At 74.3% G+C, this 21,497-nt stretch carries 22 protein-coding genes; 10 read left to right on the top strand and 12 right to left on the bottom strand.

The features are described 5' to 3' along the window. Positions 1–190: 190 nt before the first annotated feature. The 5 genes from ACIP64_RS32415 to ACIP64_RS32435 all read left to right on the top strand — a co-directional run bounded on the left by ACIP64_RS32415 (position 191) and on the right by ACIP64_RS32435 (position 3,163). Entirely contained in the window at positions 191–712 is a 522-nt protein-coding gene (locus ACIP64_RS32415) for an isochorismatase family protein (RefSeq protein ID WP_401593747.1), read from the top strand. Continuing rightward, positions 703–1,368 (top strand): phosphotransferase, encoded by a 666-nt coding sequence (locus tag ACIP64_RS32420; protein WP_401593750.1) that lies wholly within the window; start codon positions 703–705, stop codon positions 1,366–1,368. The genes ACIP64_RS32415 and ACIP64_RS32420 overlap by 10 nt, the downstream gene beginning before the upstream one ends. Before the next feature lie 37 nt (positions 1,369–1,405). Continuing rightward, the gene (gene cpt / locus ACIP64_RS32425; protein WP_401593752.1) at positions 1,406–1,954 is read left to right on the top strand and encodes a chloramphenicol phosphotransferase CPT; all 549 of its coding nucleotides are present in this window, start codon (positions 1,406–1,408) and stop codon (positions 1,952–1,954) included. Positions 1,955–2,174: 220 nt separating this feature from the next. Continuing rightward, entirely contained in the window at positions 2,175–2,735 is a 561-nt protein-coding gene (locus ACIP64_RS32430) for a cysteine dioxygenase (RefSeq protein WP_401593755.1), read from the top strand. After that, positions 2,732–3,163 (top strand): rhodanese-like domain-containing protein, encoded by a 432-nt coding sequence (locus ACIP64_RS32435; protein WP_401593757.1) that lies wholly within the window; start codon positions 2,732–2,734, stop codon positions 3,161–3,163. The genes ACIP64_RS32430 and ACIP64_RS32435 overlap by 4 nt, the downstream gene beginning before the upstream one ends. On the opposite strand, the gene ACIP64_RS32440 is transcribed toward ACIP64_RS32435, so the two are convergent. The 4 genes from ACIP64_RS32440 to ACIP64_RS32455 form a co-directional block, all read right to left on the bottom strand. Next, complete coding sequence (locus tag ACIP64_RS32440; RefSeq protein ID WP_401593760.1) at positions 3,129–3,830, bottom strand: alpha/beta fold hydrolase; 702 nt, start codon at positions 3,828–3,830, stop codon at positions 3,129–3,131. The genes ACIP64_RS32435 and ACIP64_RS32440 overlap by 35 nt on opposite strands. A gap of 30 nt (positions 3,831–3,860) precedes the next feature. Further along, entirely contained in the window at positions 3,861–4,670 is an 810-nt protein-coding gene (locus tag ACIP64_RS32445) for a universal stress protein (protein ID WP_401593763.1), read from the bottom strand. Positions 4,671–5,216: 546 nt separating this feature from the next. Further along, positions 5,217–7,355, bottom strand: a complete 2,139-nt coding sequence (locus ACIP64_RS32450) for a tetratricopeptide repeat protein (RefSeq protein WP_401593766.1) — start codon at positions 7,353–7,355, stop codon at positions 5,217–5,219. 103 nt (positions 7,356–7,458) lie between these two features. After that, positions 7,459–8,325, bottom strand: a complete 867-nt coding sequence (locus ACIP64_RS32455) for an oxygenase MpaB family protein (protein WP_401593768.1) — start codon at positions 8,323–8,325, stop codon at positions 7,459–7,461. Between the two features lie 265 nt (positions 8,326–8,590). On the opposite strand from ACIP64_RS32455, the gene ACIP64_RS32460 reads away from it, so the two are divergent. Next, positions 8,591–10,243 carry an alpha-keto acid decarboxylase family protein gene (locus ACIP64_RS32460; protein ID WP_401593771.1) on the top strand — a complete coding sequence of 551 codons (1,653 nt, stop codon included), beginning with the start codon at positions 8,591–8,593 and terminating at the stop codon, positions 10,241–10,243. 19 nt (positions 10,244–10,262) lie between these two features. Here the strand turns inward: ACIP64_RS32460 and ACIP64_RS32465 are convergent, their stop codons facing one another. Genes ACIP64_RS32465 through ACIP64_RS32480 form a run of 4 tightly spaced genes read right to left on the bottom strand, consistent with a single transcriptional unit; the run spans position 10,263 to position 13,354 of the window. Further along, a complete protein-coding gene (locus ACIP64_RS32465) occupies positions 10,263–11,126 on the bottom strand; it encodes a biotin-dependent carboxyltransferase family protein (protein WP_401593773.1) in 864 nt (287 codons plus the stop codon). Further along, positions 11,123–11,761 (bottom strand): allophanate hydrolase subunit 1, encoded by a 639-nt coding sequence (locus ACIP64_RS32470; protein ID WP_401593775.1) that lies wholly within the window; start codon positions 11,759–11,761, stop codon positions 11,123–11,125. Before ACIP64_RS32470 ends, ACIP64_RS32465 begins: the two co-directional genes overlap by 4 nt. Next, on the bottom strand, positions 11,758–12,522 hold the full coding sequence (locus ACIP64_RS32475; RefSeq protein WP_401593778.1) for a LamB/YcsF family protein: 765 nt from the start codon (positions 12,520–12,522) through the stop codon (positions 11,758–11,760). The genes ACIP64_RS32470 and ACIP64_RS32475 overlap by 4 nt, the downstream gene beginning before the upstream one ends. Positions 12,523–12,571: 49 nt before the next feature. Further along, positions 12,572–13,354 (bottom strand): putative hydro-lyase, encoded by a 783-nt coding sequence (locus tag ACIP64_RS32480; protein ID WP_401593780.1) that lies wholly within the window; start codon positions 13,352–13,354, stop codon positions 12,572–12,574. 109 nt (positions 13,355–13,463) lie between these two features. Here ACIP64_RS32480 and ACIP64_RS32485 point away from each other — a divergent pair, with 109 nt between their 5' ends. Next, positions 13,464–14,162, top strand: coding sequence for a GntR family transcriptional regulator (locus tag ACIP64_RS32485; protein ID WP_401593783.1), 699 nt, complete (start codon positions 13,464–13,466; stop codon positions 14,160–14,162). Between the two features lie 200 nt (positions 14,163–14,362). On the opposite strand, the gene ACIP64_RS32490 is transcribed toward ACIP64_RS32485, so the two are convergent. From ACIP64_RS32490 to ACIP64_RS32505, 4 genes are all read right to left on the bottom strand, one after another. Further along, positions 14,363–15,028 carry a response regulator gene (locus tag ACIP64_RS32490; RefSeq protein WP_401593785.1) on the bottom strand — a complete coding sequence of 222 codons (666 nt, stop codon included), beginning with the start codon at positions 15,026–15,028 and terminating at the stop codon, positions 14,363–14,365. Next, complete coding sequence (locus ACIP64_RS32495) at positions 15,021–16,214, bottom strand: sensor histidine kinase (RefSeq protein ID WP_401593788.1); 1,194 nt, start codon at positions 16,212–16,214, stop codon at positions 15,021–15,023. The genes ACIP64_RS32490 and ACIP64_RS32495 overlap by 8 nt, the downstream gene beginning before the upstream one ends. Before the next feature lie 41 nt (positions 16,215–16,255). Beyond that, the gene (locus tag ACIP64_RS32500) at positions 16,256–16,792 is read right to left on the bottom strand and encodes a hypothetical protein (protein ID WP_401593791.1); all 537 of its coding nucleotides are present in this window, start codon (positions 16,790–16,792) and stop codon (positions 16,256–16,258) included. Between the two features lie 69 nt (positions 16,793–16,861). After that, positions 16,862–17,731: an alpha/beta fold hydrolase gene (locus ACIP64_RS32505; protein WP_401593794.1), complete on the bottom strand. Its 870-nt coding sequence runs from the start codon at positions 17,729–17,731 to the stop codon at positions 16,862–16,864. A 375-nt stretch (positions 17,732–18,106) separates the two neighbouring features. Between ACIP64_RS32505 and ACIP64_RS32510 the strand changes: the two genes are divergently transcribed. The 3 genes from ACIP64_RS32510 (at position 18,107) to ACIP64_RS32520 (ending at position 21,496) form a co-directional block, all read left to right on the top strand. Continuing rightward, positions 18,107–18,334 (top strand): type A2 lantipeptide, encoded by a 228-nt coding sequence (locus ACIP64_RS32510; protein ID WP_360911726.1) that lies wholly within the window; start codon positions 18,107–18,109, stop codon positions 18,332–18,334. Between the two features lie 121 nt (positions 18,335–18,455). After that, positions 18,456–19,262: an HlyD family efflux transporter periplasmic adaptor subunit gene (locus ACIP64_RS32515; protein ID WP_401593797.1), complete on the top strand. Its 807-nt coding sequence runs from the start codon at positions 18,456–18,458 to the stop codon at positions 19,260–19,262. Between the two features lie 113 nt (positions 19,263–19,375). Next, positions 19,376–21,496 (top strand): NHLP family bacteriocin export ABC transporter peptidase/permease/ATPase subunit, encoded by a 2,121-nt coding sequence (locus ACIP64_RS32520; RefSeq protein ID WP_401594026.1) that lies wholly within the window; start codon positions 19,376–19,378, stop codon positions 21,494–21,496. Position 21,497 lies beyond the last annotated feature (1 nt).

Raw genomic sequence — 21,497 nt, forward strand, 5'->3', positions numbered from 1 at the left:
CCGACGGGTCGCCCGCGCCGGGGAGGGGCTCCGCCGCCCCGCGCGTGGCGTGGAACCCGTCCCTCCACCCCGCGCGCGGATGGGCGTACGCCGCCCGGGCCGCGGGCCCGTCACCACGGAATACGTGCCTCCGCCAGCCGATTTCCGGTTCACCGGGTCAGGTCGCGGCACTGGTGCCTAGGGTGTGCCCATGACGCGTCTCGACCCGCAGCGCACGGCACTTGTCGTGATCGACCTGATGGACCGCATCGTGGGGCTGCCGTTGGCCCCGTACTCCGGGCAGGAGGTCGTCGCCGCGTCCTCGGCGCTGGCCGCCGCGTTCCGCAAGGCGGGGGCACCGGTCTTCCTCGTACGGGTCGAACGCCCCGGCGTCGACGAGCAGCCGCCCGGCAGCGACCTGGTGGCGGGCCTCGCCGAGGACGGCGACACCGTGGTGGTCAAGCGCTCGGTCGGCGCGTTCCACCGCACCGGCCTGGACGAACTGCTGCGCGGGCAGGGCATCGACACCCTGGTGCTGTGCGGCATCGCGACCAACATGGGCGTGGAGTCCACCGCGCGGGCCGCCTCCGACCACGACTACGAACTCCACTTCGCCGAGGACGCGATGGCCGCGCTGACCGCCGAGGAGCACAGCGCCGCCGTCACCCAGGACCTGCCGCGCTTCGGGAAGGTCGCCACCGCCGCGGAGCTCGCCGCCGCGCTGTGGAACTGATCGGCCGCGGCCGGGACGCGGACGTCTTCGCCCTGGACGCCTCCCGGGTGCTGCGCCGCTACCGGGACGGCGGACCGGCGCGCGAGGAGGCGCGCCTCATGGCGTACCTGGCCGAGCAGGGCTGCCCCGTGCCGCGCGTCCACGACGTGAGCGGCGCCGACATGGTCATGGACCGGCTCACCGGCCCCACCATGGCGCAGGACCTCGGGCGCCACCCGTGGCGCGCCTATGCACACGGGCGCACGCTCGGCCGCCTGCAGGCCGCGCTGCACCGCGTCCCGCCCCCCGGCCGGCTGCCGCGGCGCTTCCCCACCGGACGTGCGGGCGAGGACCGCGTCCTCCATCTCGACCTGCACCCCGAGAACGTGGTCCTCACGCCCGGTGGGCCGGTGGTCATCGACTGGCGGAGCGCCGCGGCCGGCGATCCGGCCGCCGACGCGGCGCTGACCGTGGCCGTGCTGCGCGGGGTCGTGCTCGGCGGGATGCAGCGCGCCGGGGTCCGGGTGCTGCTGCGCGGATTCCTCCGGGACTGTGCGGTGGACCCGGCGCCGCGCCTGGCCGAGGCGGTCGCCGCGAGGCTCGGCGACCCCAACCTGCGGCCGGAGGAGGCCGAACGGCTGCGCCGGCTCTCCCGCCGGACGCCGGGCGGCAATTGAGGTGCCGCCCGCGGCCGGCGGCGCCTAGCCTGACTCCATGGCTCCCCGCGTGATCGTGCTCAACGGCGGCTCCAGTTCCGGCAAGTCCGGCATCGCGCGCTGCCTTCAGGCGCTGCTCCTGCCGGACACCTGGCTCACCTTCGGCGTCGACACCCTGATCGAGGGAATGCCGGCGGCGCTGCGCGCCTCGGACTCCGGCCTCGGCATCGCCTTCGGCACGGACGGCGAGGTCACGATCGGACCGGGGTTCCGGGCGCTGGACGAGGCATGGGCGCGGGGCATCGGCGAGATGGCACGGGCGGGGGCCCGGGTGGTCGTGGACGAGGTGTTCCTCGGTGGCGCGTCGTCGCAGGACCGCTGGCGGCGGGCGCTGGACGGACTGGACGTCCTGTGGGTCGGGGTCCGCTGCGCACCGGAGGTGGCCGCGGGGCGCGAGACCGCGCGCGGCGACCGCGTGCCGGGGATGGCCGTCGCGCAGGCCGGCCTGGTGCACCGCGGAGTGATCTACGACCTCGAAGTGGACACGACACACACGGAGTCCATCGACTGCGCGCGCACGATCGCCGGTCGCGTCGTGCCCCTGTGACGAGTGCGGCAAGGGGCGCGACGCGGGGCGCGTCCTGTGGTTTCATGGGCTCATGCGCACGAACATCTGGAACCTGGGGCCGCTGTGGCCGGGCCGTCGTGCGCACCATTTCGACCAGAGCTGTCGCCGGGGCTGACGTCCGCCCCGTCCACACCGACCCCCGCGACACCTTCCCGCCGCGTGCGGGGCGTCGGGCGACCACTGCTCCGGAGCGATTCCCATGGCCCTGCACGACAGGGCGAGCGGTCCCACGCCGCTCGTCCTCCCCCAGTTGCGCGCCCTTGTGCGCGGCTACGCGCAAGCCGTCGAGGACGGCGCGCACCAGCCCGTCCACCTGCTGGACGGCCGCTGGTACACGCGGCTGCACCAGGACCCGTACGTCGACGTCTGGCTGATCACCTGGCCGCGCGACACCTCCACCGAACTCCACGACCATGCGGGGTCGCTCGGCGCGCTCACCGTGGTCAGCGGTGTGCTGACCGAGCACCGCTGGACGTACGACCGCGAGGGCCGTGGCCGGATCACCGGCCGCGAACTGGCGGCGGGACGCGGCGCGGGCTTCCCCCTCGGGCATGTGCACGACGTCGTCAACGCGTCCGCGGCGCCCGCGGTGAGCGTGCACGCCTACTCGCCGCCGCTGACGGCGATGGCCTACTACGCGGTCGACGACACCGGCTCGCTGCGCCGTACCCGTACGGTGCTGACCGACGCGCCGGAACCGGCGGTCGTGCCCGCACCGCTCCCGACCCCGTCCGCAGTCCTCCGGGAGGCCGTCCGATGACCGGGCCCGAAGAAACCCCTGTCCCCTCCGGCATCGACCGGATGCTCGCCCGCGCCCGGGAGCGCCTGCGCAGGATCGGGCCCCGGGAGGCGGCGGCCGAACTCGCCGCCGGCGAGGCGCTGCTCGTCGACATCCGGCCGGCCGCGCAGCGGGCCCGGGAGGGCGAGTTCGCGGAGGCGCTGGTCATCGAGCGCAATGTGCTGGAGTGGCGGCTCGACCCGCTCAGCGACGCACGCATCCCCGAGGCGACCGGGCACGAGGTGCGCTGGATCGTGGCCTGCTCCGAGGGCTACACCTCCAGCCTCGCGGCCGCCTCCCTCCACGACATCGGGCTGCCGCGCGCCACCGACCTCGAAGGCGGCTTCCAGGCCTGGCGGGCCGCGGGCCTGCCGGTCAGGGGCGGCGAGAACCCGCCAGGAACGGACTGACCTCGGCGAGGAAGCGCTCCGGGTCGGTCTCGTGGACCAGGTGCCCTGCACCGGTCGCCACCAGCCGCGCGCCGGGGATGCGCGCGGCGATCCGCCCGATCCCGTCCTGGGAGACATGACTGCCCGGGCCGCCGGCGATCACGAGCGTGCGGCAGGCGATGCCGCCCAGCAGGTCCCACCAGCCGGGATCGGGCGCGTTGATCCACCGGTTGACGGCCGCGACGACCCGCCAGTCGAAGGTCTCCCCGCCCTCCGGGCCGGTGGGCACCGCCCGCGGCGGCACCGCGGGGTCCGGCGGCACGGGTTCCTCCAGGACGAGCGCCGTCAGCCGCTCCGGGTGGGCGGCGGCCAGCAGGTAGGCCACGACGGCGCCCATGGAGTGCCCGGCCAGGGCCACCGGTCCGGGGCCGAGCGAGTCGAGGAGCGCGGCGACGTCGTCACGCATCGCCTCGAAGGCGTACTCCCCGGGCCACTCGCTGCCGCCGTGCCCGCGCAGGTCGGGCGCGTACACCCGGTGGGTCCGTGCCAGCCCGGGCACGACCGGCGCCCAGTCCGCGCCGTCCGACCCGCGCCCGTGCAGCAGGACCAGGGGCGGGGCCCCGGGCTCGCCCCAGGTGCGGTAGGCCAGCCGGACGCCGTTCACGTGTGCCGTACGGAGATCGTCCACGCGCCCGACGCTACCCCGGGCCCGCGGGCGTCATTCGTACGGGACCACGGCCACCGGGCAGGGCGCGTGGTGCAGCGCGGCGTGCGCGGTCGGCCCGAGGCAGGCAGGCTGGTGGCTGCGGCGGCCGACGACCAGCAGGCTCGCGCCCGCGGCGGCGTCGACGAGGGCCTGCGCGGCGTTGCCCGCGACGACCTCCTCCGTGATCTCCACGCCCGGCGCCTTCTCCCGCCAGGGCTCCATCGCGGCCGCCACGGCGTGCTTCTCACCCGCCGCGATCTCCGCGCCGCAGGCCGGGTCCATCGCCGCGGGGGCGTACCGGTAGATCGGCGGGTACGACCAGGTGTGGACCGCCCGCAGCGGCGTGCCCCCGCGCTGCGCGGCCTCCACGGCGAAGGCCGTCACGTCGGCGGCGCCCTGCCGCAGGGCCAGTCCCAGCACCACCGGCCGGGGGTCCAGCACCTCGGGGGCACCGCCGTCGCGGACCACGACGACGGGGCGGGTCGCCCGCGCCAGGGTGGCCTGGCCGACCGTCCCCACCACGTAGCCGGACAGCCCGCTCAGCCCCTGCGAACCCAGCGCCAGCAGCTCGCTCCGCCCGGCCTCCGCCACCAGCAGCTCCGCGGGCGGTGCGTCCGCCACGTCCGTGGTCACCGTCAGCCCGGGGTGGGTGGCCGCCAGCTCCTCCGCGGCCTCGCGCAGCATCCCGTCCCCGTACGGATGGCCGCCCGCATGCACCACCCGCAGCGGCACGTTCCGGCGCACCGCCTCGCACGCCGCCCAGCGCACCGCCGCACGGCTCTCCGGCGACCTGTCCAGGCCCACGGTCACGGGTCGGATCATCGGACGCGCCTCCCTCCACCCACCCCCACAGTAGGCGCCCCCGCCCCGCGAGGCGCTCCGGCGACCGCCCGGTCAGGTCGCCGGGGCTCGCGGCGCGGCGGGGGGAACCGATGGCGCCGACGACGCCCCCCGCGGCTGCCGTCGAGGCCCGGACCGCGTCCCGGCCAGGACGCGGCTCCGGGCCCCTCCGTGCGTACGGCGGCCCGGGGCCTTGCTCCGTGGGGACCCGCTCGCCGGAGCGTGCGCACCGCCACAGCACTGCGGGCGTCGCCGCGCCGGGTGCCCCTGCCGACCGCGCGGCGCGCCGGACTCGGACAGGCGCAAGGAGGCAGCTTTCTGACGAACAGTCAGCCAATCCGGCCGGTCGCCCCGCCACGCGACCGCGCTCGGCAGTGCACTGCAGGGCGTCTTCCTCCACCTCGCCCGTGGTGCTCGACGCCGGCCCACGAGGAGTGGGGTGCGGCCCCTGAGGCTGCCCGCGCGGGGGCGGTCGAGCCGCTCCCGGCACGGCTCCTCGTCGACGCGGCCGGCCTGCGCCAAGGACGTTCACGCGCCGGCGCCGGACGGATGCAGGGGCACCAATGACGCGCCCCGCGGCCGCGACCGAGGGCCGTGCGAGGAGGACCCGGACCGCCCCGGGCGGGGGACTCGCTCCCCGTCGCGTTCGCGGCCGCCGCACGACGGGCGTCGACGCCCACACGCCCCCGCCCGACCACGCAGCACACCGGCCCCGGACACGCGCAAAGAGGCAGCCTTCTGACGGACAGTCAGCCGACCCGGCCGGCCGCGGCCTCGGCTTGCCGCTCGTGCGGGGCGGTCGAGCCGCTCGCGGCACTGCTGCTCGTCGGCGCGGCTGGCCTGGGTATCGGGGTGGGCGGAGCCCAGGACGCGTTCACGCGCCGCCGCGACCTCGCCGTGCAGGGCCAGGGCCTCCTCCCACCGCCCGAGCCAGCCGAGTGCGACGGCGGCCTCGCGGCGACTGACGAGGGTGTCCCGGTGGTCGGCGCCCAGCACCCGCGCACGGGCTTCCGCGACCGCGCGGGCCTCGGTCAGCGCGTCCTGCCAGCGCCCGAGGCGGCCCAGGTTGAGGCCGAGGCCGTACCGGGCGCGCAGGGTCTCGGGGTGGTCCGGGCCGCCGACCCGGGCGCGGATCCCCGCCAGGTCGGTGTAGAGCGCGCACGCCTCGGCGTACATGCCCATCCGGCCGAGGCAGGCGCCCAGTTCGTGCCGCGCGGCCAGGGTCTCGGGGTGCTCCGGGCCGAGCGCGCGGGCGCGCGTGGCGGCGATGCGGTCGTACTCCAGGCGGGCCTCCGACCAACGGCCCAGCAGGTCGAGCAGATGCGCGGTCTCGCCGCACGTGGTGAGCGTGTCGGGGTGGTCCGGGCCCAGTACGCGGGCGCGGGAGGCGGCGACCTCGGCCGCCAGAGTGTGGGCGTCGGCGGTGCGGCCCAGGCGGCCCAGCGTGACGGCGAGGTTGTGCCGGCAGTGCAGCGTGTCGGGGTGGTCGGCGCCCTGCCGCCGTTCGCGGGCGGCCAGCACGGTGGTGTACGCGGCGTGCGCCTCGGTGTGGCGGCCGAGCCGGCCGAGGGTGTACGCCGCCTCCTGGAGCGCGGCCAGCGTGTCGGGGTGGTCCGGGCCGAGGCTGCCGGCGCGCGCGGCGGCGACGTCCTCGTAGGTGCGCAGCGCCTCGGCAGCGCTCGCCGGCGGCCGGTCCGCCGCCGCCCGCGGGACGCGCGGGCCCGGCCGCAACCCGACCTGCCGCGCCCACGGGGGAAGTTCCGCCCGGGCCTCCGTGACGGCGACGGGCACAGGAGCGGGAGCGTCCCGCAGCGGCGCCAGGCGCCCCGCCACGTCCGCCGCGCTCTGCGGCCGGTTCCCGGGCTCCTTGGCGAGCAGGTCGAGGATGAGCCGGTCCAGCCCGGCGGGGAGGTCGCGGCGGTGCTCGCGCGGCGGCACGGGCGCCGTGTCGCGGTGGCCGACCAGTACGGCCCAGGCGTCGTCGAGGTCGAACGGGGGTGCGCCGGTGGCCAGTTCGTAGAGCACGCAGCCGAGCGAGTACAGGTCGCTGCGGTGGTCGATGGACTCGTCGGCGCCGATCTGCTCCGGCGACATGTAGTGCGGGGTGCCCATGGCGACGCCGGTCCCGGTCAGCCGGGAGGTGAACCCGATGTCGTGGCCCAGCCGCGCGATGCCGAAGTCGCAGATCTTGACGGCGCCGTCGGTGAGCCGGACGACGTTCGCCGGCTTCAGGTCGCGGTGCACGATGCCCCGGGCGTGCGTGTACGCGAGGGCGTCGGCGATCTGCAGGGCGATGTCGGTGATGTCCGGCAGGGGCAGCGGCTCGCCGCCGTTGTCCTCGAGCAGCCGGCGCAGATCCCGCCCCTCCAGCAGCTCCATGACGAGGAAGAGCACGCCCTCGTACTCGCCGAAGTCGTGCACGACGGTGATCCCGCGGTGCGGCAGCGCCGCGGCGACCCGGGCCTCGCGGCGGAACCGCTCCTGCAGCACCCGGCCCATCGACGGGTCCATCGCCGGGCTGAGCTGCTTCAGGCACTTGACGGCGACCTCCCGCCCCAGCGCCTCGTCCTCCGCCCGCCAGACCTCGCCCATGCCGCCGCGGCCGATGCGTTCCAGCAGCCGGTACCGTCCCTGCAGCACGGTGTCGCCTTCGTGTACCGCCTTCATGCCGCGCGCCGCCCCCGTCGTTCCCCGACTCTCCCCTCCCCCAGTATGGCCGTGAGGGCAGCCGATGGGCATATCGCCGCAGGGCGTATCGCCGTGGGGCCGGTCAGCTCCCGGAGCGTGCCCGCTCGCGCAGCCGGTACGCCGAGGGATGCGTCCCGGGGCCCAGCCGGCCGACCGCCTTGAGGATGTGGCCGGGCGGCAACTGCCAGCGCAGGTACGACGGGACCGCCCGCAGTACGCGTCCCGTGGCGCGCAGGCGCCGCAGCGTCACCGGCACCGACGGCGCGGGCCGCCCGTACAGTTCGTGGGCGAAGGGCGGCAGCGCGGCGTACGCCAGGGCGGCCGCCTGCCCCCACAGGGCCTCGCGCACGGGCAGCAGCGCCGCCGGCACGGGGGGCCTGCGCAGGAAGGCGTGGACTTCCAGGGCCTCGGGCGTGAGGGCCAGTCGGGGCCGGATCTTCTCGAAGTACGCGGACAGCTCGGCGGTGTCGGCCGGCACGCCCGCCGGGTCCAGGCCCACCAGGCGCGCCGCCTGGCGCTGTTCGTCGACGTAGGCGTCGGCCTGCGCGTCGCTCAGCCGGTAGCCGGAGCCACGGGCGACGGACAGATAGGAGTCGATCTCGGCGCAGTGCACCCACAGCAGCAGTTCCGGGTCGTCGACCCCGAACCGGGCGCCGCTGTCCGGGTCCCGCCCGCTGAGCCTGCGGTGGATGCCGCGCACGCGCGCGCCGGCCCGCTCGGCCTCCAGGGTCGTCCCGTAGGTGATGGTGCCGACGAAGTCCGCGGTCCTCAGCAGCCGGCCCCAGGCGTCCTTCCGGAAGTCGGAGTTCTGCGTGACGCCCCGCACGGCCCGGGGGTGGAGTGCCTGCAGATACAGTGCCCTGACTCCGGCGACCCACATCATGGGGTCCCCGTGCATCTGCCAGGTGACCGATGCGGGCCCGAAGAGCCCGGGGTCCGTGTCGCGCATGGCGCTCTCCCCCTTCCGGATGGGGCCAGCATAGGACCGCGCGGTCCGTTCGGCGCGGTCCCGCACCGGGCCGCCGCCGCGCCGCCGCGCCGCTCTCCCGGTTGCGGGTCCCCCGGGAGCCGGGAGAATGGTGCGAGGTATGTCCTTATATGTCACCATAAGCGACTCTCCGTGACGATCCGCCTGCCGGGCCGCGACGCGGGCTCCCCGCCGCCGTCGGTCACGGTCCCCGGGGCGGCGGCGCCAGAAGGAAAGAGACCTCCCCATGCCCACCACCGTGATCCAGCACGTCCTGAACCGGCTGCACGACATCGGCGTGCGTCATGTCTTCGGCGTCCCCGGCGACTACGCGTTCCCCGTCAACGACGCCATCGCCCAGCATCCGGGCATCGAGTGGATCGGCAGCTGCAACGAGCTCAACGCCGCCTACAGCGCCGACGGGTACGCCCGGATCCACGGCATCGGCGCGGTCTGCACCACCTACGGCGTCGGCGAGCTCAGCGCCATCAACGGCATCGCCGGCGCCTACACCGAGCACCTCCCGCTCTTCCACCTGGTCGGGATGCCCAAGATGCCCGTCCAGGCGCACCACTCGCTCGTCCACCACACCCTGGGCAACGGCGAGTTCGACCTCTTCCGGAAGATGTCCGAGCCCGTGGTGTGCGCGAGCGCCATCATGACGCCGCAGAACGCCGCGGCCGAGACCGAGCGCCTGATCGCGGCGGCGCTCCACCACCGGCGTCCGGTCTACATGGCCTTCCCCGCCGACCTCGCGGAGATGCCCGTGGTCGGCGAGGCGCACCCCATCCCCGCGTCCGCCAGCGACCCGGCGCAACTGGAGGCGGCCGTCCGGGCTGTGTCCGACATGCTCGGCCAGGCGGACAGCGCCTGCGCCCTGCCGGGCATCCTCACCGAACGCTCCGGCCTCGGCGCGGATCTCCAGGGGTTCCTGGACGCCACCGGACTGCCCTTCGCCACGATGATGGCCGACAAGGGCGTCCTGGACGAGGACCAGAGCGCGTACGCCGGCATGTACGACGGCAAGCTCATGAACGAGAGCGTCCGCCGCTTCGTCGAGGACGCGGACGTCGTCGTGCTGATCGGCGCGCTGATGCACGACTTCAACTCCGGGGCGTTCACCGCCCACCTCGACCCCGGCCGCACCATCAGCATCTGCCACCACCACGTCAGTGTCGACGGCATGACCTACCAGAGTGTGGAGATGAAGGACCTCCTCGGCGCTCTGGCCCGCGCGCTGCCCCGCAGGCAGTGGCCGCGCCCGACGTCCGAGGTGAGCCGTATGACCCCGGCGGGCGGCAAGGCCGGCGACGCGATCACCGCGGAGAACCTGTATCCCCGTTGGGAGAGCTTCCTCAGGCCCGACGACATCCTCGTCGCGGAGACCGGGACCGTCTCGATGGGCCTGGCCTTCGCCCGGCTGCCCCGCGGCGCCACGTTCCAGAACCAGACCCTGTGGGGCTCCATCGGCTGGGCCACCCCCGCGGCGGTCGGCGCGGCCGTCGCCGCCGCGGGCTCCCGGCGTGTCGTGCTGATCACCGGCGAGGGCTCCCACCAGCTCACCGCGCAGGAGATCAGCCAGTTCGGCCGGTACGGCCTGCGGCCGGTGGTGTTCGTCCTGAACAACCACGGCTACCTGATCGAGCGCATGCTCTGCAAGCACCCGGACGTCGCCTACAACGACCTGGCCAACTGGCGGTACTCCGAACTGCCGAAGGCCCTCGGCTGCGACGACTGGTTCACCGCCCGGGTGTCCACCCTCGCCGAACTCGACCAGGCCATGGACGCCGCGGACAAGGCCGGCACCGGCTGCTGCATCGAGGTCATGACCGACACCTACGCCGCACCGCCGCTGGCCCACCAGCTCCACGACAACCTGGAGACGCTCTACTCCACATGAACCGCACCGCGCGCACTGCTCAGCGCAGGAGGGTGAACCGCACCGGCAGGCCCGGTGCGGCCTGGGCCGCCGGCGCCAGGTGGCGTTCGGGGACGACGCCGATGACGGGATAGCCGCCGGTGGTCGGGGAGTCGGCGAGGAACAGGACGGGCCTGCCGTCCGGGGGCACCTGGACCGCGCCGACGACCATGCCCTCACTCGGCAGTTCTCGTGCCACGGCCCGCTCCAGGGCGGGGCCGACGGTCCGCAGCGCGATGCGGTTGCTGTGCGGGGAGACGGTCCAGTGCCCCGCGGTGAGGGTGCGCAGCGCGGCGCGGTTGAACCAGTCGTCGCGCGGGCCGAGGAGGACCGGCAGCACCAGTTCGCCCGGCGGCCCCTGCCAGGGCGGCAGATCGGTGTGGACGGGCGGACCCGCGGGAGCGCCGAGCGGCAGCACGTCGCCGTCCGCGAGCGGCGCGGGGCCGAGTCCCGACAGCAGGTCCGCGGAGCGGCTGCCCAGCACCTCCGGCACGGCGACGCCCCCGGAGACGGCGATATAGCTGCGCACGCCGCTCGTGGCGGGGCCGATGTCGAGGACGGCACCGGCCGGGACGTGCACGGGCTCGGCCCACGCCGCCGGGCGGCCGTCCACCCGGACGGCCGCGGGGGCACCGGTGACCACGGCCGTCAGGGCGCGGCCGGCCCGGACGGCGACCCCGGTCAGCGTGGTCTCCAAAGTGGCCGCTCCGGCGGGGTTGCCGGCCAGGCGGTTGGCCAGCCGGTGCGCGGGCCCGTCCAGGGCCCCGGAACGGGCCACGCCGAGCGCGGCGTGCCCGTACCGGCCCAGGTCCTGCACGGTGGTGAGGGCCCCGGCGCGGACGACGACGAGGGTGCCGTGGCTCACGCGTCCGTCTCCCCCTCCGCGTCCCCGACCCGGGTGAAGCGCACGCGCGTCCCCGGTACGAGCAGGGCCGCGGGCTCCCGGCCGAGGTCCCACAGCCGCGCATCGGTCGTGCCGATCACCTGCCAGCCGCCGGGCGACGCCCGCGGGTAGATGCCGGTGTAGTGCCCGGCGAGCGCGACGGAGCCGGCGGGGACCGAGGTGCGGGGCTCGGCCCGCCGGGGGACGGCGTACCGCTCGTCCATGCCCGTCATGTAGGCGAAGCCGGGTGCGAACCCGCAGAAGGCGACGCGGTGTTCGGTGCCGGAGTGCAGGCGTACGACCTCGTCCCGCGACACGCCCCAGGTCTCGGCGACGACCCCGAGGTCCGCGCCGTCGTACCGGACGGGGATGTCCACCAGGGGCCCGCTGTCCGGCGGCAGCGACGGCACCGGCCAGTCGCGCAGCACGGCGCGCACGGCGGGGAGATCGGGGACGCCGTCCAGCAGTACGGTGCGGTCCCCCGGCACGATCTCGCGCACCGCCGGGAGGGCGCCCCGGTCGCGGCGGCGCAGGAGTTCGGCGTGGCAGGCCTGGGCCTGCTCGGAGGAGTCGAGGTCGAGCAGGAGCGCGTCCTCGCCGACCGGCAGCAGCCTCATGCGAAGGCCTCCAGTTCCAGGCCGGCCTCGCCGAGGGCGGCGCGGACCCGGCGGGCGAGTCCCACGGCGCCGGGGGTGTCCCCGTGCAGGCACAGGGACCGGGCGCGGACGGTGACGGTCTCGCCGGTGATCGCCGTGACCTGGCCGTCGCGGGCGAGGGCGACGGCCTGCCGGACGACCCGGTCGGGATCGGTGAGGACCGCGCCCGGTGTGCGGCGCGGCACGAGGGTGCCCTCCGCGGTGTAGGCGCGGTCCGCGAAGGCCTCCGCGACGGTGGGGAGCCCGAGTTCGGCCGCCGCCTGGTGCAGCGCGGAGCCCGGCAGGCACAGCACGGGGAGCGCGGGGCCGGCGAGCCGGGTGCCCCGGGCGACCGCGAGGGCCTGCCCGGCGTCGGCGACCACGCGGTTGTAGAGGGCGCCGTGCGGCTTGACGTACGCGACGCCCGTGCCCGCGGCGCGGGCGAACACCTCCAGCGCGCCGATCTGGTAGCTGATCTCGTCGGCCAGTTCCTCCGGGGGCACCTCCATCGCCCGGCGCCCGAATCCGGCCAGGTCCCGGTAGGAGACCTGGGCGCCGATCCGGATGCCGGCGGCCGCGGCGCGGTCGCACACCCGCCGCATGATGGAGGGGTCGCCCGCGTGGAAACCGCACGCGACGTTGGCGCTGGTCACCACGGAGAGCATGGCCTCGTCGTCGGTCAGGGACCAGCGTCCGAAGCCTTCTCCGAGGTCCGCGTTGAGGTCGATCACGGTGTGGGTCATGGGTGGTGCGGCTCTCCTCGCTTCTCCTCGCAACCTTGCGGGTGCCGTCTCACGCGACCTGCTGGTCGACGTCCCGGATGTCGGTGATGAACATGTACCCCGGCGCGTGCGTGATGGCGAACGGCGGGCGCGAGGCCATCAGTGCGGCCTGCGGCGTCACCCCGCAGGCCCAGAAGACGGGCACGTCGCCGGGCTCGGCCTGCACGGGGTCGCCGTAGTCGGGGCGGTTCAGGTCCGCTATGCCCAGGGCGGCCGGGTTCCCGATGTGGACGGGGCCGCCGTGGACGCCGGGCATCCGCGCGGTGACCCGGACCGCGGTGCCGACGAGCCCCGCCGGGACCGGCCGCATCGACACCACGACAGGCCCCCACAGCCGGCCGGCGGGGCGGCAGTAGCGGTTGGTGCGGTACATCGCGACGTTGCGGCCCTGGTCGACGTGGCGCAGCGGCACCCCGGCACCGCGCAGCGCGGTCTCGAAGGTGAAGCTGCAGCCGATGAGGAAGGAGACCATGTCGTCGCGCCAGTGGCGGACGACGTCCTGGGGCTCCTCGACCAGCACCCCGTTCTCCCAGACCCGGTAGCGCGGGAGGTCGGTGCGCAGGTCGGCGCCGGGGGCGAGCGCGGTGCTCCGGGCGCCGGGCTCGGTGATGTCCAGCAGCGGGCACGGCTTGGGGTTGCGCCGGCAGAACAGGGCCACGTCCTGGGCCCAGTCGGCGGGCACGGCGATCAGGTTGACCTGCGTGTAGGCGGAGCACCAGCCGGTGGTGGGCCGGGCGGTGCCGTCCCGGAACATCGTCCGGGCCGCCGACGGGGTCAGAAGGGATTCCTTCACAGTTGCCACCCTAGATTCTCGTTGAACAATCCGACAAGGAACCTGTTGTCTCGTCCCCGGGTTTTCGATTGACTGGGGCTCTGCGAGCCCGTGAGACGAGGGATGTGACATGGCAGCCGAGCTCGATCCGGCCGTTCTGGCCGGCGACCGTGCCCTGCTGGGGCGTTCCAGCACCGCCGACCGGGTCGCGGACATCCTGCGCACCCGGATCTCCGAGGGCTTCCTGTCCCCCGGGACCAAGCTCTCCGAGGACGCCATCGGCACGGCCCTCGGTGTCTCGCGCAACACGCTGCGCGAGGCGTTCCGGTTGCTGACGCACGAGAAGCTGCTCGTCCACGAGCTCAACCGGGGCGTCTTCGTACGGGTCCTGACCGTGCAGGACGTGGTGGACATCTACCGCGTGCGCCGCCTCGTGGAGTGCTCGGTGGTCCGCCATCTCGGCGCCCCGCCGTACGACCTGACGCCCGCGGAGGCCGCCGTCGAGGAGGGCGAGCGCGCCGCCGGGGAGGACGACTGGCGAGCACTCGGCACAGCCAACATCCACTTCCACCACGCGGTGGTGGACCTGGCGCACAGCCGGCGGCTGACCGAGCTGATGACCGGCGTCCTCGCCGAACTCCGCCTGGTCTTCCACGCGATGGACAATCCGCGCGAGTTCCACGAGCCCTACCTCGGCCGCAACCGCGAGCTGCTCACCGCCCTGCGGGCCGCCGATCTGGTCAAGGCCGAGCTGCTGCTCGCGTCGTACCTGGACGATGCGGAGCGGCAACTCGTACGGCGCTACTCGGAGTCCGTCGCCCTGACGTGAGCGCGGCGCACGAAGCGGCGGGCACGGTCGTCGTTCACGATCGGGGGGCGGCGCGGGGTTGCTGTCATGGCGACCTCACAGGGGCAGGCGGTGCTGCGGACCGGGCGTGCCCACCAATGTAAGGATTGTTCAACGATCCCTCAAGAGGGCAGAACACACTTTCCGTTGGACCGTCCGGGGCGCCTGCCGCGGCGCGGAGATCAGGCCAGCCCCGCCGCTATGGCGCGGCGCACGGCGTCGGCCCGGTCCCGGATCCCCGCCTTGGCGAAGAGGTTGTTGATGTGCGTCTTGACCGTGGCCTCGCTGATGAACAGCTTCTCGGCGATGGCCCGGTTCGGCAGCCCCCGGCCGATGAGCGTGAGCACCTCGCGCTCACGCGGGGTGATGTCCGCGGGCAGCGGCCGCACCGGCTCCTGCGGACCGGGGCGCACCGTGGCGAGGAGCCGGTTCTGCACCTCGCGGTCGAGCACGGACTGGCCCGCGGCGGCCGCCACGATCGCGCGGAGGATGTCCTGCCGGCCCGCGTTCTTGGTCAGATAGCCCCGGGCCCCGGCGCTCAGCGCGGCCAGGATCGAGTCGTCGTCGGCGAACGTGGTCAGCACGACCACGGCCACGTCGGGGTGCTCCTCGCTCAGCCTGCGGGTCGCCTCGGTCCCGTCCATCACGGGCATGCGCAGGTCCATCAGCACCACGTCCACCGGCCCGTCCGCGACCGCGGCCAGCACCTCGGCCCCGTTCGCGGCGGCCGCGACGACGTCGATGTCCTCGGACAGCGCGAGCACGGCCGCGAGCGGCTCGCGGACGGCGGCCTGGTCGTCGGCGACGACCACCCGCAGCGGCGTCCGGTTCCCGGTCTGCTCATTCATCGGGGATCACTGCCTCCACCTGCCAGCCGCCCTCGTCCGGTCCCTCGGTGACCGGACCCGCGGTGATGGTCCCGCCCAGCAGGGCGACGCGTTCGCGCATCCCGATCAGTCCCATCCCGCTCCCGGCGCCCGTGGTCACGGTACGGGTCGCGGGGCGGTTGCGGATCGTCAGCGCCGTCGAGGACGGGGCGAACGCCAGCTCCACGCGGACCTCGCCGCCCGGGGCGTGCCGGGCGGCATTGGTCAAGGACTCCTGGGCGATCCGCAGCAGGTTCTGGGTCACCGGGGCCGGCACCTCGCGGACGGCGCCGGTGACGGCGAGCGCGTCGCGATGGCCGGACGACTCGACCATCGCGGACAGGCTCTCGACCAGCGGCAGGGCGTCCTCGCGCAGCGCGTGCACGGTCCACTGCGCCTGCTTCAGGCTGTCCTTGACCATGCCGTGCGCCTTGGTGGTGGCCTCGCGGACCTTGTCCAGGTCCCCGGTGTCGAGCAGCGCGTCGGCCAGTTCCAGCTGCATGTTGATCCCCGCGAGGGAGTGCGCCAGTACGTCGTGCACGTCCCGGGCGATCCTGCTGCGCTCGGTCAGCACGGCCGTCTGCGCCTCGGCCCGGGCTGCGCGTTCGGCGGACTCTGCCGCCGCGAGCGCGGCCCGCACGGCCTCGTGGTGGCTGCGGTTGAGTATCCCCGCCAGCACCGGGGCGCCCGCGGCGAGCCCGAGGGCCCACGGCAGTACGTCATGGCCCTGCCCCAGGCGGTAGTACAGGACGCCGCCGCACAGCACGCTGCACAGCAGCGCGAGGCCCAGCGCCCACCTGGTCTCCAGCCGGTACCCGAGGTGACCGCTGATGAAGAAGGCGAAGAGGTAGGTCGTCCCGCTGTCGCCGGCGCCGAGCAGCGCGGCCGCCGCGACGATGCCGAGTGCGAACCAGACCAGGGCGGCCCGCTGGGGCACCTTCGCCTCGGGCAGGGTCCGGATCAGCAGCGCCGCGCAGTTGACCAGGAAGAGCAGGAGCACCACCAGGCCCTGGCCGCCGAGGCCCATCGGCCGGATGGTCAGCGCCCCCGCGACGACGACGGCGGCCGGGATGATCCACTGCACCCGCAGGTCCCGCCCCGGAACCTTCCGCGGGCCGTCCCCCGGGGACGGGGCCGGCCCGGGCGAGGGGGGCGTGGCGGCGGGCATGGCCCGACCATAGCCCACCGGTGTTCCGGACAAGGTCACGGTCACACCACGTGGTCGAGGGCGGGCGCGGCGGACGCGGTCCGCCGGGTGCGGACCACCATCCGGCTCCGGACGAAGATCGTGGCCAGCCGTGTCACCACCTCGGTGAGGGCCATGAGGACGAAGGCCGCGACCCAGGCCTGGCTGCTGGTGATGTGGTGGGCCACGCTGAACCGGCCGACGTCGTCCGCGCCGCCGCCGTGCTCCACCCACATCTGGAAACCCATCCGCGCGCCCATGCCGAGCACCCACAGGACCGCCGAGACCGCACCGGCCTTGATCAGGATGTGCTCGCCGGAGGCCCGGACCCGGGTGTAGACCCCGCCGGCGACCCCCAGCACGGCACCGACGCCGATCAGGGTGCCGATCAGGACCAGGTCGTTGCCGGCGGTGGGGACCGTGTCGAGATACGTGCGGGCCACGAAGGCCACGATCCCGAGCGGGAGGAGGAACGTCAGGGGGCGCAGGCGGTCTTCCCGCAGCTGCCGGAAGACGACGAGGATGAGGGCGATGTCCGTGATCCACTCGGTTGCTGTCATGCCCTCCAGCGTGCCGACGCGGGGCCCGCGGCACCTGGACCCAGGGGTGGAACCGGGGGTGGAGATCGGCTAGGGCTCCCCCTCCACCGCACGGCGGATCGCCGCCGCGAAGGGCCCCGGGTACTCCACGGGCGCGAAGTGCCCCACCCCGTCGACGAGTTCGAGGGTCACGTCGGTGAAGAACTCCGCCAGCCGGTCGGACCACGCACGGGGGAAGAGCGGATCGAACTCGGGCCAGAGCACCGCGGTCGGCACGGTGATCCGCTCCTCCGCCGCCGGTGCCGTCTCCGCGAGCGCGTTCGCCACCGCGCCGGCGCCCGCCCGGTACCAGGCGAGGGACGCGGTGAAGGAGCCCGGCGGGCCGTAGGAGCCGACCAGGCGGAGCAGCCGCCCCTCGTCGGGGGTGAAGGACGGCCCGGACCAGTGCGTCCAGAAGTGCCGCAGGTACGTGCGCACCGCCACCGGGTCCCCGTCGATCAGCTCCTCGGAGAGCGGGAGCCGGTGGAACCACTGGTACCAGAACTCCCGCTGTGCGCCCGGGTCGAGCATGCGCCGCCCGATGCCCGGCAGCGGCGGGGCGACGACGAGCGCGCGCACCTCGTCCGGATGGTCGCGCGCCACGGTCTGCGCGACGCGGCTGCCGATGTCGTAGCCGGCCAGCACCGGCCGCTGCAGGCCGAGTTCGCGGACCAGCCCGAGGACGCTGCGCGCCTGGGCGGCGGAGTCGTACTGCTCGGCGGGCTCGGCGGCGTGCTTGTCCGAGCCGCCGAAACCGCGCAGGTCGGGGACGACCACGTCGCAGAATCCCGCCAGCAGGGGGATCAGATCGCGGTAGTCGCCGCGGTCGCCCGGCCACCCGTGGAGCAGCACGACCGGCGCGCCCGCACCCCAGCGGTCGTAGGCGAGCCGGAATCCGTCCACCGGTGCGCTGTGGGGCATGCGAGACCTCCCGAACCGAGTCGATCACCGGGTGCCACGCTACCGCCCGGCGCATTACCTCCGGTAAATCTGCACACCGCACACGCCGACGACATATCGCGCCCGACCGGCCGTCCGGTCTACCCTCCGCCGCGCGGCCTTTGATCCGGAGTGCCCGGTTCCGCCGGGGCCGGTCCATCACTTCCGCGTGAAGAACCTGGCACCAAGCCGTGGGAATTCGGGACCCGACGTGAAGTCGACAATCCGAACCACATTCGAACACGCGCACCGGCAATTGGCTGGGCCACGCGACCCCGTGCTTGGATCCTCAGCGGTGGCGGGAGGTCCTCCCTGATTCGCCACTCGATATCTGTCAGCACGAAGGGAAGCACCATCATGAACTTCACCCCGCAGGTCGAGACCCGCGAGATTTCCGACGCCGACCTCGACAACGTCTCCGGTGGCCTGGTGGGCGGCCTGGTCAGCAACGTGACCGGCACCGTCGACTCCATCGCCCCGGTCTCGGGCACCGTCGCCGGCGTCGTCGGCACGGTCGAGGGCCTCACCGGCCTGAACACCGGCGCGGTCACCGGCCTGGCCACCGGCCTCGTCGCCGGTCTCTGAGACGGCACCGCAACCGTGGGCCCCGGCAACCTCCCTTCCGGGGCCCACGGGCGTGCCCGCGGGCTGTACGCACAGGGCCCCGGCGACCGACAACGAATAATACGGCCGAGGGAAGAGTCCAGTGCAGTTCCGACAAAAAGCCCTCACCAAGCTGCAATCGCCCGAGGAGCTCGATCTCCCGGTGCGTTTCGCAAAACCGCGGGGCGTCCTCGTGATGTCCGTCGCGATTGTCGCGACGGCCGCCGCCGCATTCTGGGCGGTCACCGGTTCCGTCGCATCCACAATGGACGCCCCGGGAATTCTCACACACGGCCAGGGCAGTTATGTGCTGCAAAGCCCGGTGGCCGGACAGGTCACCCGGGTGTTCGCCGAGGAAGGCGGGCGACTGCCCGCCGACGCGCCCCTGCTCAAAGTGCGCACCCCGGACGGCGACGTCCTGATCCGCACCGTGGACGCGGGCCGGGTGACCGCGCTGGCGGCCACCATCGGCACGGTCGTCACCGTCGGTACGGACGTGGCGGCCGTGGAGCGCGTCGCCCACACCGGCGACCCGCTGACCGCCACCTTGTACGTGCCCGCGGGCAGCGCCTCCACCGTGCCGGTCGGCGCCGCCGTCGACCTGACCGTCGAATCGGTCTCCCAGCAGCGCTACGGCGTGCTGCGCGGCCATGTGCAGGCCGTGGGGCGGACCGTGCAGACGGCCCGGCAGATCACCGCCTACCTCGGGGACGGCCAGCTCGCACAGGCCTTCGCCCGCGCCGGGCGCCCCGTCGCGGTCCAGGTGCGGCTGGACACCTCGCGCCGCACCGCGTCCGGCTACGCGTGGTCGTCCTCCGACGGGCCGCCGTACGCCCTCGACTCCATGACCCTGGCCGACGGCGCCGTGCACCTCGCCGCCCAGCGCCCGCTCGATTGGCTGCTCCCGTGACCGCGACCGCTCCCCCGCCCCAGGTCGGCCACCGGCGGGGCGACACCCGCCCCCGGCCCAAGTCCCGCAAACCGCGCCGCTACCCGTCGGTGCGCACCCCCACCGTGCTCCAGATGGAGGCGGTGGAGTGCGGCGCCGCCTCCCTGGCCATGGTGCTGGGCCACTACGGCCGCCACGTGGCGCTGGAGGAACTGCGGATCGCCTGCGGTGTCTCCCGCGACGGCTCCCGGGCCAGCAACCTGCTCAAGGCGGCCCGCGGATACGGGCTGCGCGCCAAGGGCATGCAGATGGAGACGGCCGCGCTGACCGGCGTGCGCGCCCCGGCCATCCTGTTCTGGGAGTTCAACCACTACGTCGTCTACGACGGCACGGGCCGCCGCCTCGGCCGGCGCGGCGTGCACGTCAACGACCCCGACAAGGGCCGCCGTTTCGTGCCGCTGGAGGACTTCGACACCAGCTTCACCGGTGTCGTCCTCACCTTCGAACCCGGTCTGGACTTCCAGCGCGGCGGCCGCAGACCCGGTGTGCTCGCCGCACTGCCCACCCGCCTGCGCGGCACCGGCGGCACCCTGCTGACGGCCCTGCTGGCCAGCCTGCTGCTGGTCGGGGTCGGCGCGGCGCTGCCCGCGCTCAGCCGCACGTACATCGATCTGTTCCTGATCGGGCAGCAGACCTCGCTGCTCGGTGTGCTGTTCGCGGGGATGGCCGCCATGGTGGCGCTCACCGCCGCCCTCACCGCGGTGCAGCAGTCCAACCTGCTGCGCGGCCGCGTCATCTCCTCGACGCTGGGCAGCGCCCGCTTCCTGCGCCACCTGCTCCGGCTGCCGGTCGCCTTCTTCACCCAGCGCAGCCCCGCCGACCTGGTGCAGCGCCTGCAGTCCAACGACGCCGTCGCCGAGACCCTGGCCCGCGACCTGGCCTCCGCGGCGGTGGACGGGATCGTGGTCGTCCTCTACGCCCTGCTGCTGTGGAGCTACGACCCGCAACTGACCGTCCTGGGCGTGGGGATCGCGCTGCTCAACGTCGTCGCCATGCGGGTCGTGGTCCGGCTGCGGGCGACCCGGACGCAGAAGCTGCGGGCCGACAACGCCCGGCTGACCAACACCGCCTACACCGGCCTCCAGTCGATCGAGACCATGAAGGCCACCGGCGGCGAGAACGGCTACTTCCGCCGCTGGGCGGGCCAGCACGCGGTCACCCTGGAGGAGCAGCAGCGGCTGGGGGTGCCGAGCGCCTGGCTGTCGGTGGTCGCGCCCACGCTCGCCACGCTCAACAGCGCGCTCATCCTCTGGATCGGCGGCCTGCGGGCGGTGGAGGGCCACATCTCCATCGGCCTGCTCGTCGCCTTCCAGGCGCTGGTCACCCGCTTCACCGCGCCCGTGACCCGGCTGAACGGTGTCGCGGGACGCATCCAGGACTTCGCGGCGGACGTCGCCCGGCTCAAGGACGTGGAGAACTTCCCCGTGGACGCGCTCTATTCGCGGCCCGAGGCCGAGGCCGGCACCCGCCGGCTCAAGGGCCACGTGACGCTGGAGGAGATCACGTTCGGCTACAGCCCGCTCGACAAGCCGCTGCTGACGGGGTTCTCGCTCTCGGTCGCCCCCGGGCAGCAGGTGGCGCTGGTCGGCGGCTCCGGCAGCGGCAAGTCGACGGTCTCGCGCCTCGTCTCGGGTCTGTACAGCCCCTGGAAGGGCGCGATCCGCATCGACGGACAGCGCCTGGAGGACATCCCGCGCAGTGTGCTCGCCGCCTCCGTCTCCTTCGTCGACCAGGACGTCTTCCTCTTCGAGGGAACGGTGCGCGACAACGTGGCGCTGTGGGACCCGTCCATCCCCGACGAGGACGTGGTGACCGCCCTGCGCGACGCCGCCCTGTACGACGACGTGATCGCCCGCCGTCCCGGCGGCATCCACAGCCGTGTCGAGCAGGACGGCCGCAACTTCTCCGGCGGGCAGCGGCAGCGGCTGGAGATCGCGCGGGCGCTGGTGCGCCGCCCCAGCATCCTGGTGCTGGACGAGGTGACCAGCGCCCTGGACGCCACGACCGAGCAGCTCATCATCGACAACCTGCGGCGGCGCGGCTGCGCCTGCGTGGTGATCGCGCACCGGCTCAGCACCGTGCGCGACAGCGACGAGATCGTGGTGCTCGACCACGGCTCCGTCGTGGAGCGCGGGCGGCACGAGGACCTCGTCGCCGCAGGCGGGGCCTACGCCCACCTGGTCAAGGAGCACTGAC

Origin of the sequence: Streptomyces sp. NPDC088733 (assembly GCF_044751185.1) — a bacterium.
Classification (GTDB): Bacteria; Actinomycetota; Actinomycetes; order Streptomycetales; family Streptomycetaceae; genus Actinacidiphila.

What these genes read in the sequence shown, in the direction of transcription:
- cpt (WP_401593752.1), top strand. Translation starts at nt 1,406, where the DNA reads ATGGCTCCCCGCGTGATCGTGCTCAACGGCGGCTCCAGTTCCGGCAAG.
- ACIP64_RS32520 (WP_401594026.1), top strand. Translation starts at nt 19,376, where the DNA reads ATGGAGGCGGTGGAGTGCGGCGCCGCCTCCCTGGCCATGGTGCTGGGC.
- ACIP64_RS32505 (WP_401593794.1), bottom strand. Translation starts at nt 17,731, where the DNA reads ATGCCCCACAGCGCACCGGTGGACGGATTCCGGCTCGCCTACGACCGC.
- ACIP64_RS32445 (WP_401593763.1), bottom strand. Translation starts at nt 4,670, where the DNA reads ATGATCCGACCCGTGACCGTGGGCCTGGACAGGTCGCCGGAGAGCCGT.
- ACIP64_RS32500 (WP_401593791.1), bottom strand. Translation starts at nt 16,792, where the DNA reads ATGACAGCAACCGAGTGGATCACGGACATCGCCCTCATCCTCGTCGTC.
- ACIP64_RS32475 (WP_401593778.1), bottom strand. Translation starts at nt 12,522, where the DNA reads ATGACCCACACCGTGATCGACCTCAACGCGGACCTCGGAGAAGGCTTC.
- ACIP64_RS32490 (WP_401593785.1), bottom strand. Translation starts at nt 15,028, where the DNA reads ATGAATGAGCAGACCGGGAACCGGACGCCGCTGCGGGTGGTCGTCGCC.
- ACIP64_RS32415 (WP_401593747.1), top strand. Translation starts at nt 191, where the DNA reads ATGACGCGTCTCGACCCGCAGCGCACGGCACTTGTCGTGATCGACCTG.
- ACIP64_RS32485 (WP_401593783.1), top strand. Translation starts at nt 13,464, where the DNA reads ATGGCAGCCGAGCTCGATCCGGCCGTTCTGGCCGGCGACCGTGCCCTG.
- ACIP64_RS32450 (WP_401593766.1), bottom strand. Translation starts at nt 7,355, where the DNA reads ATGAAGGCGGTACACGAAGGCGACACCGTGCTGCAGGGACGGTACCGG.
- ACIP64_RS32430 (WP_401593755.1), top strand. Translation starts at nt 2,175, where the DNA reads ATGGCCCTGCACGACAGGGCGAGCGGTCCCACGCCGCTCGTCCTCCCC.
- ACIP64_RS32435 (WP_401593757.1), top strand. Translation starts at nt 2,732, where the DNA reads ATGACCGGGCCCGAAGAAACCCCTGTCCCCTCCGGCATCGACCGGATG.
- ACIP64_RS32460 (WP_401593771.1), top strand. Translation starts at nt 8,591, where the DNA reads ATGCCCACCACCGTGATCCAGCACGTCCTGAACCGGCTGCACGACATC.
- ACIP64_RS32495 (WP_401593788.1), bottom strand. Translation starts at nt 16,214, where the DNA reads ATGCCCGCCGCCACGCCCCCCTCGCCCGGGCCGGCCCCGTCCCCGGGG.
- ACIP64_RS32455 (WP_401593768.1), bottom strand. Translation starts at nt 8,325, where the DNA reads ATGCGCGACACGGACCCCGGGCTCTTCGGGCCCGCATCGGTCACCTGG.
- ACIP64_RS32510 (WP_360911726.1), top strand. Translation starts at nt 18,107, where the DNA reads ATGAACTTCACCCCGCAGGTCGAGACCCGCGAGATTTCCGACGCCGAC.
- ACIP64_RS32470 (WP_401593775.1), bottom strand. Translation starts at nt 11,761, where the DNA reads ATGAGGCTGCTGCCGGTCGGCGAGGACGCGCTCCTGCTCGACCTCGAC.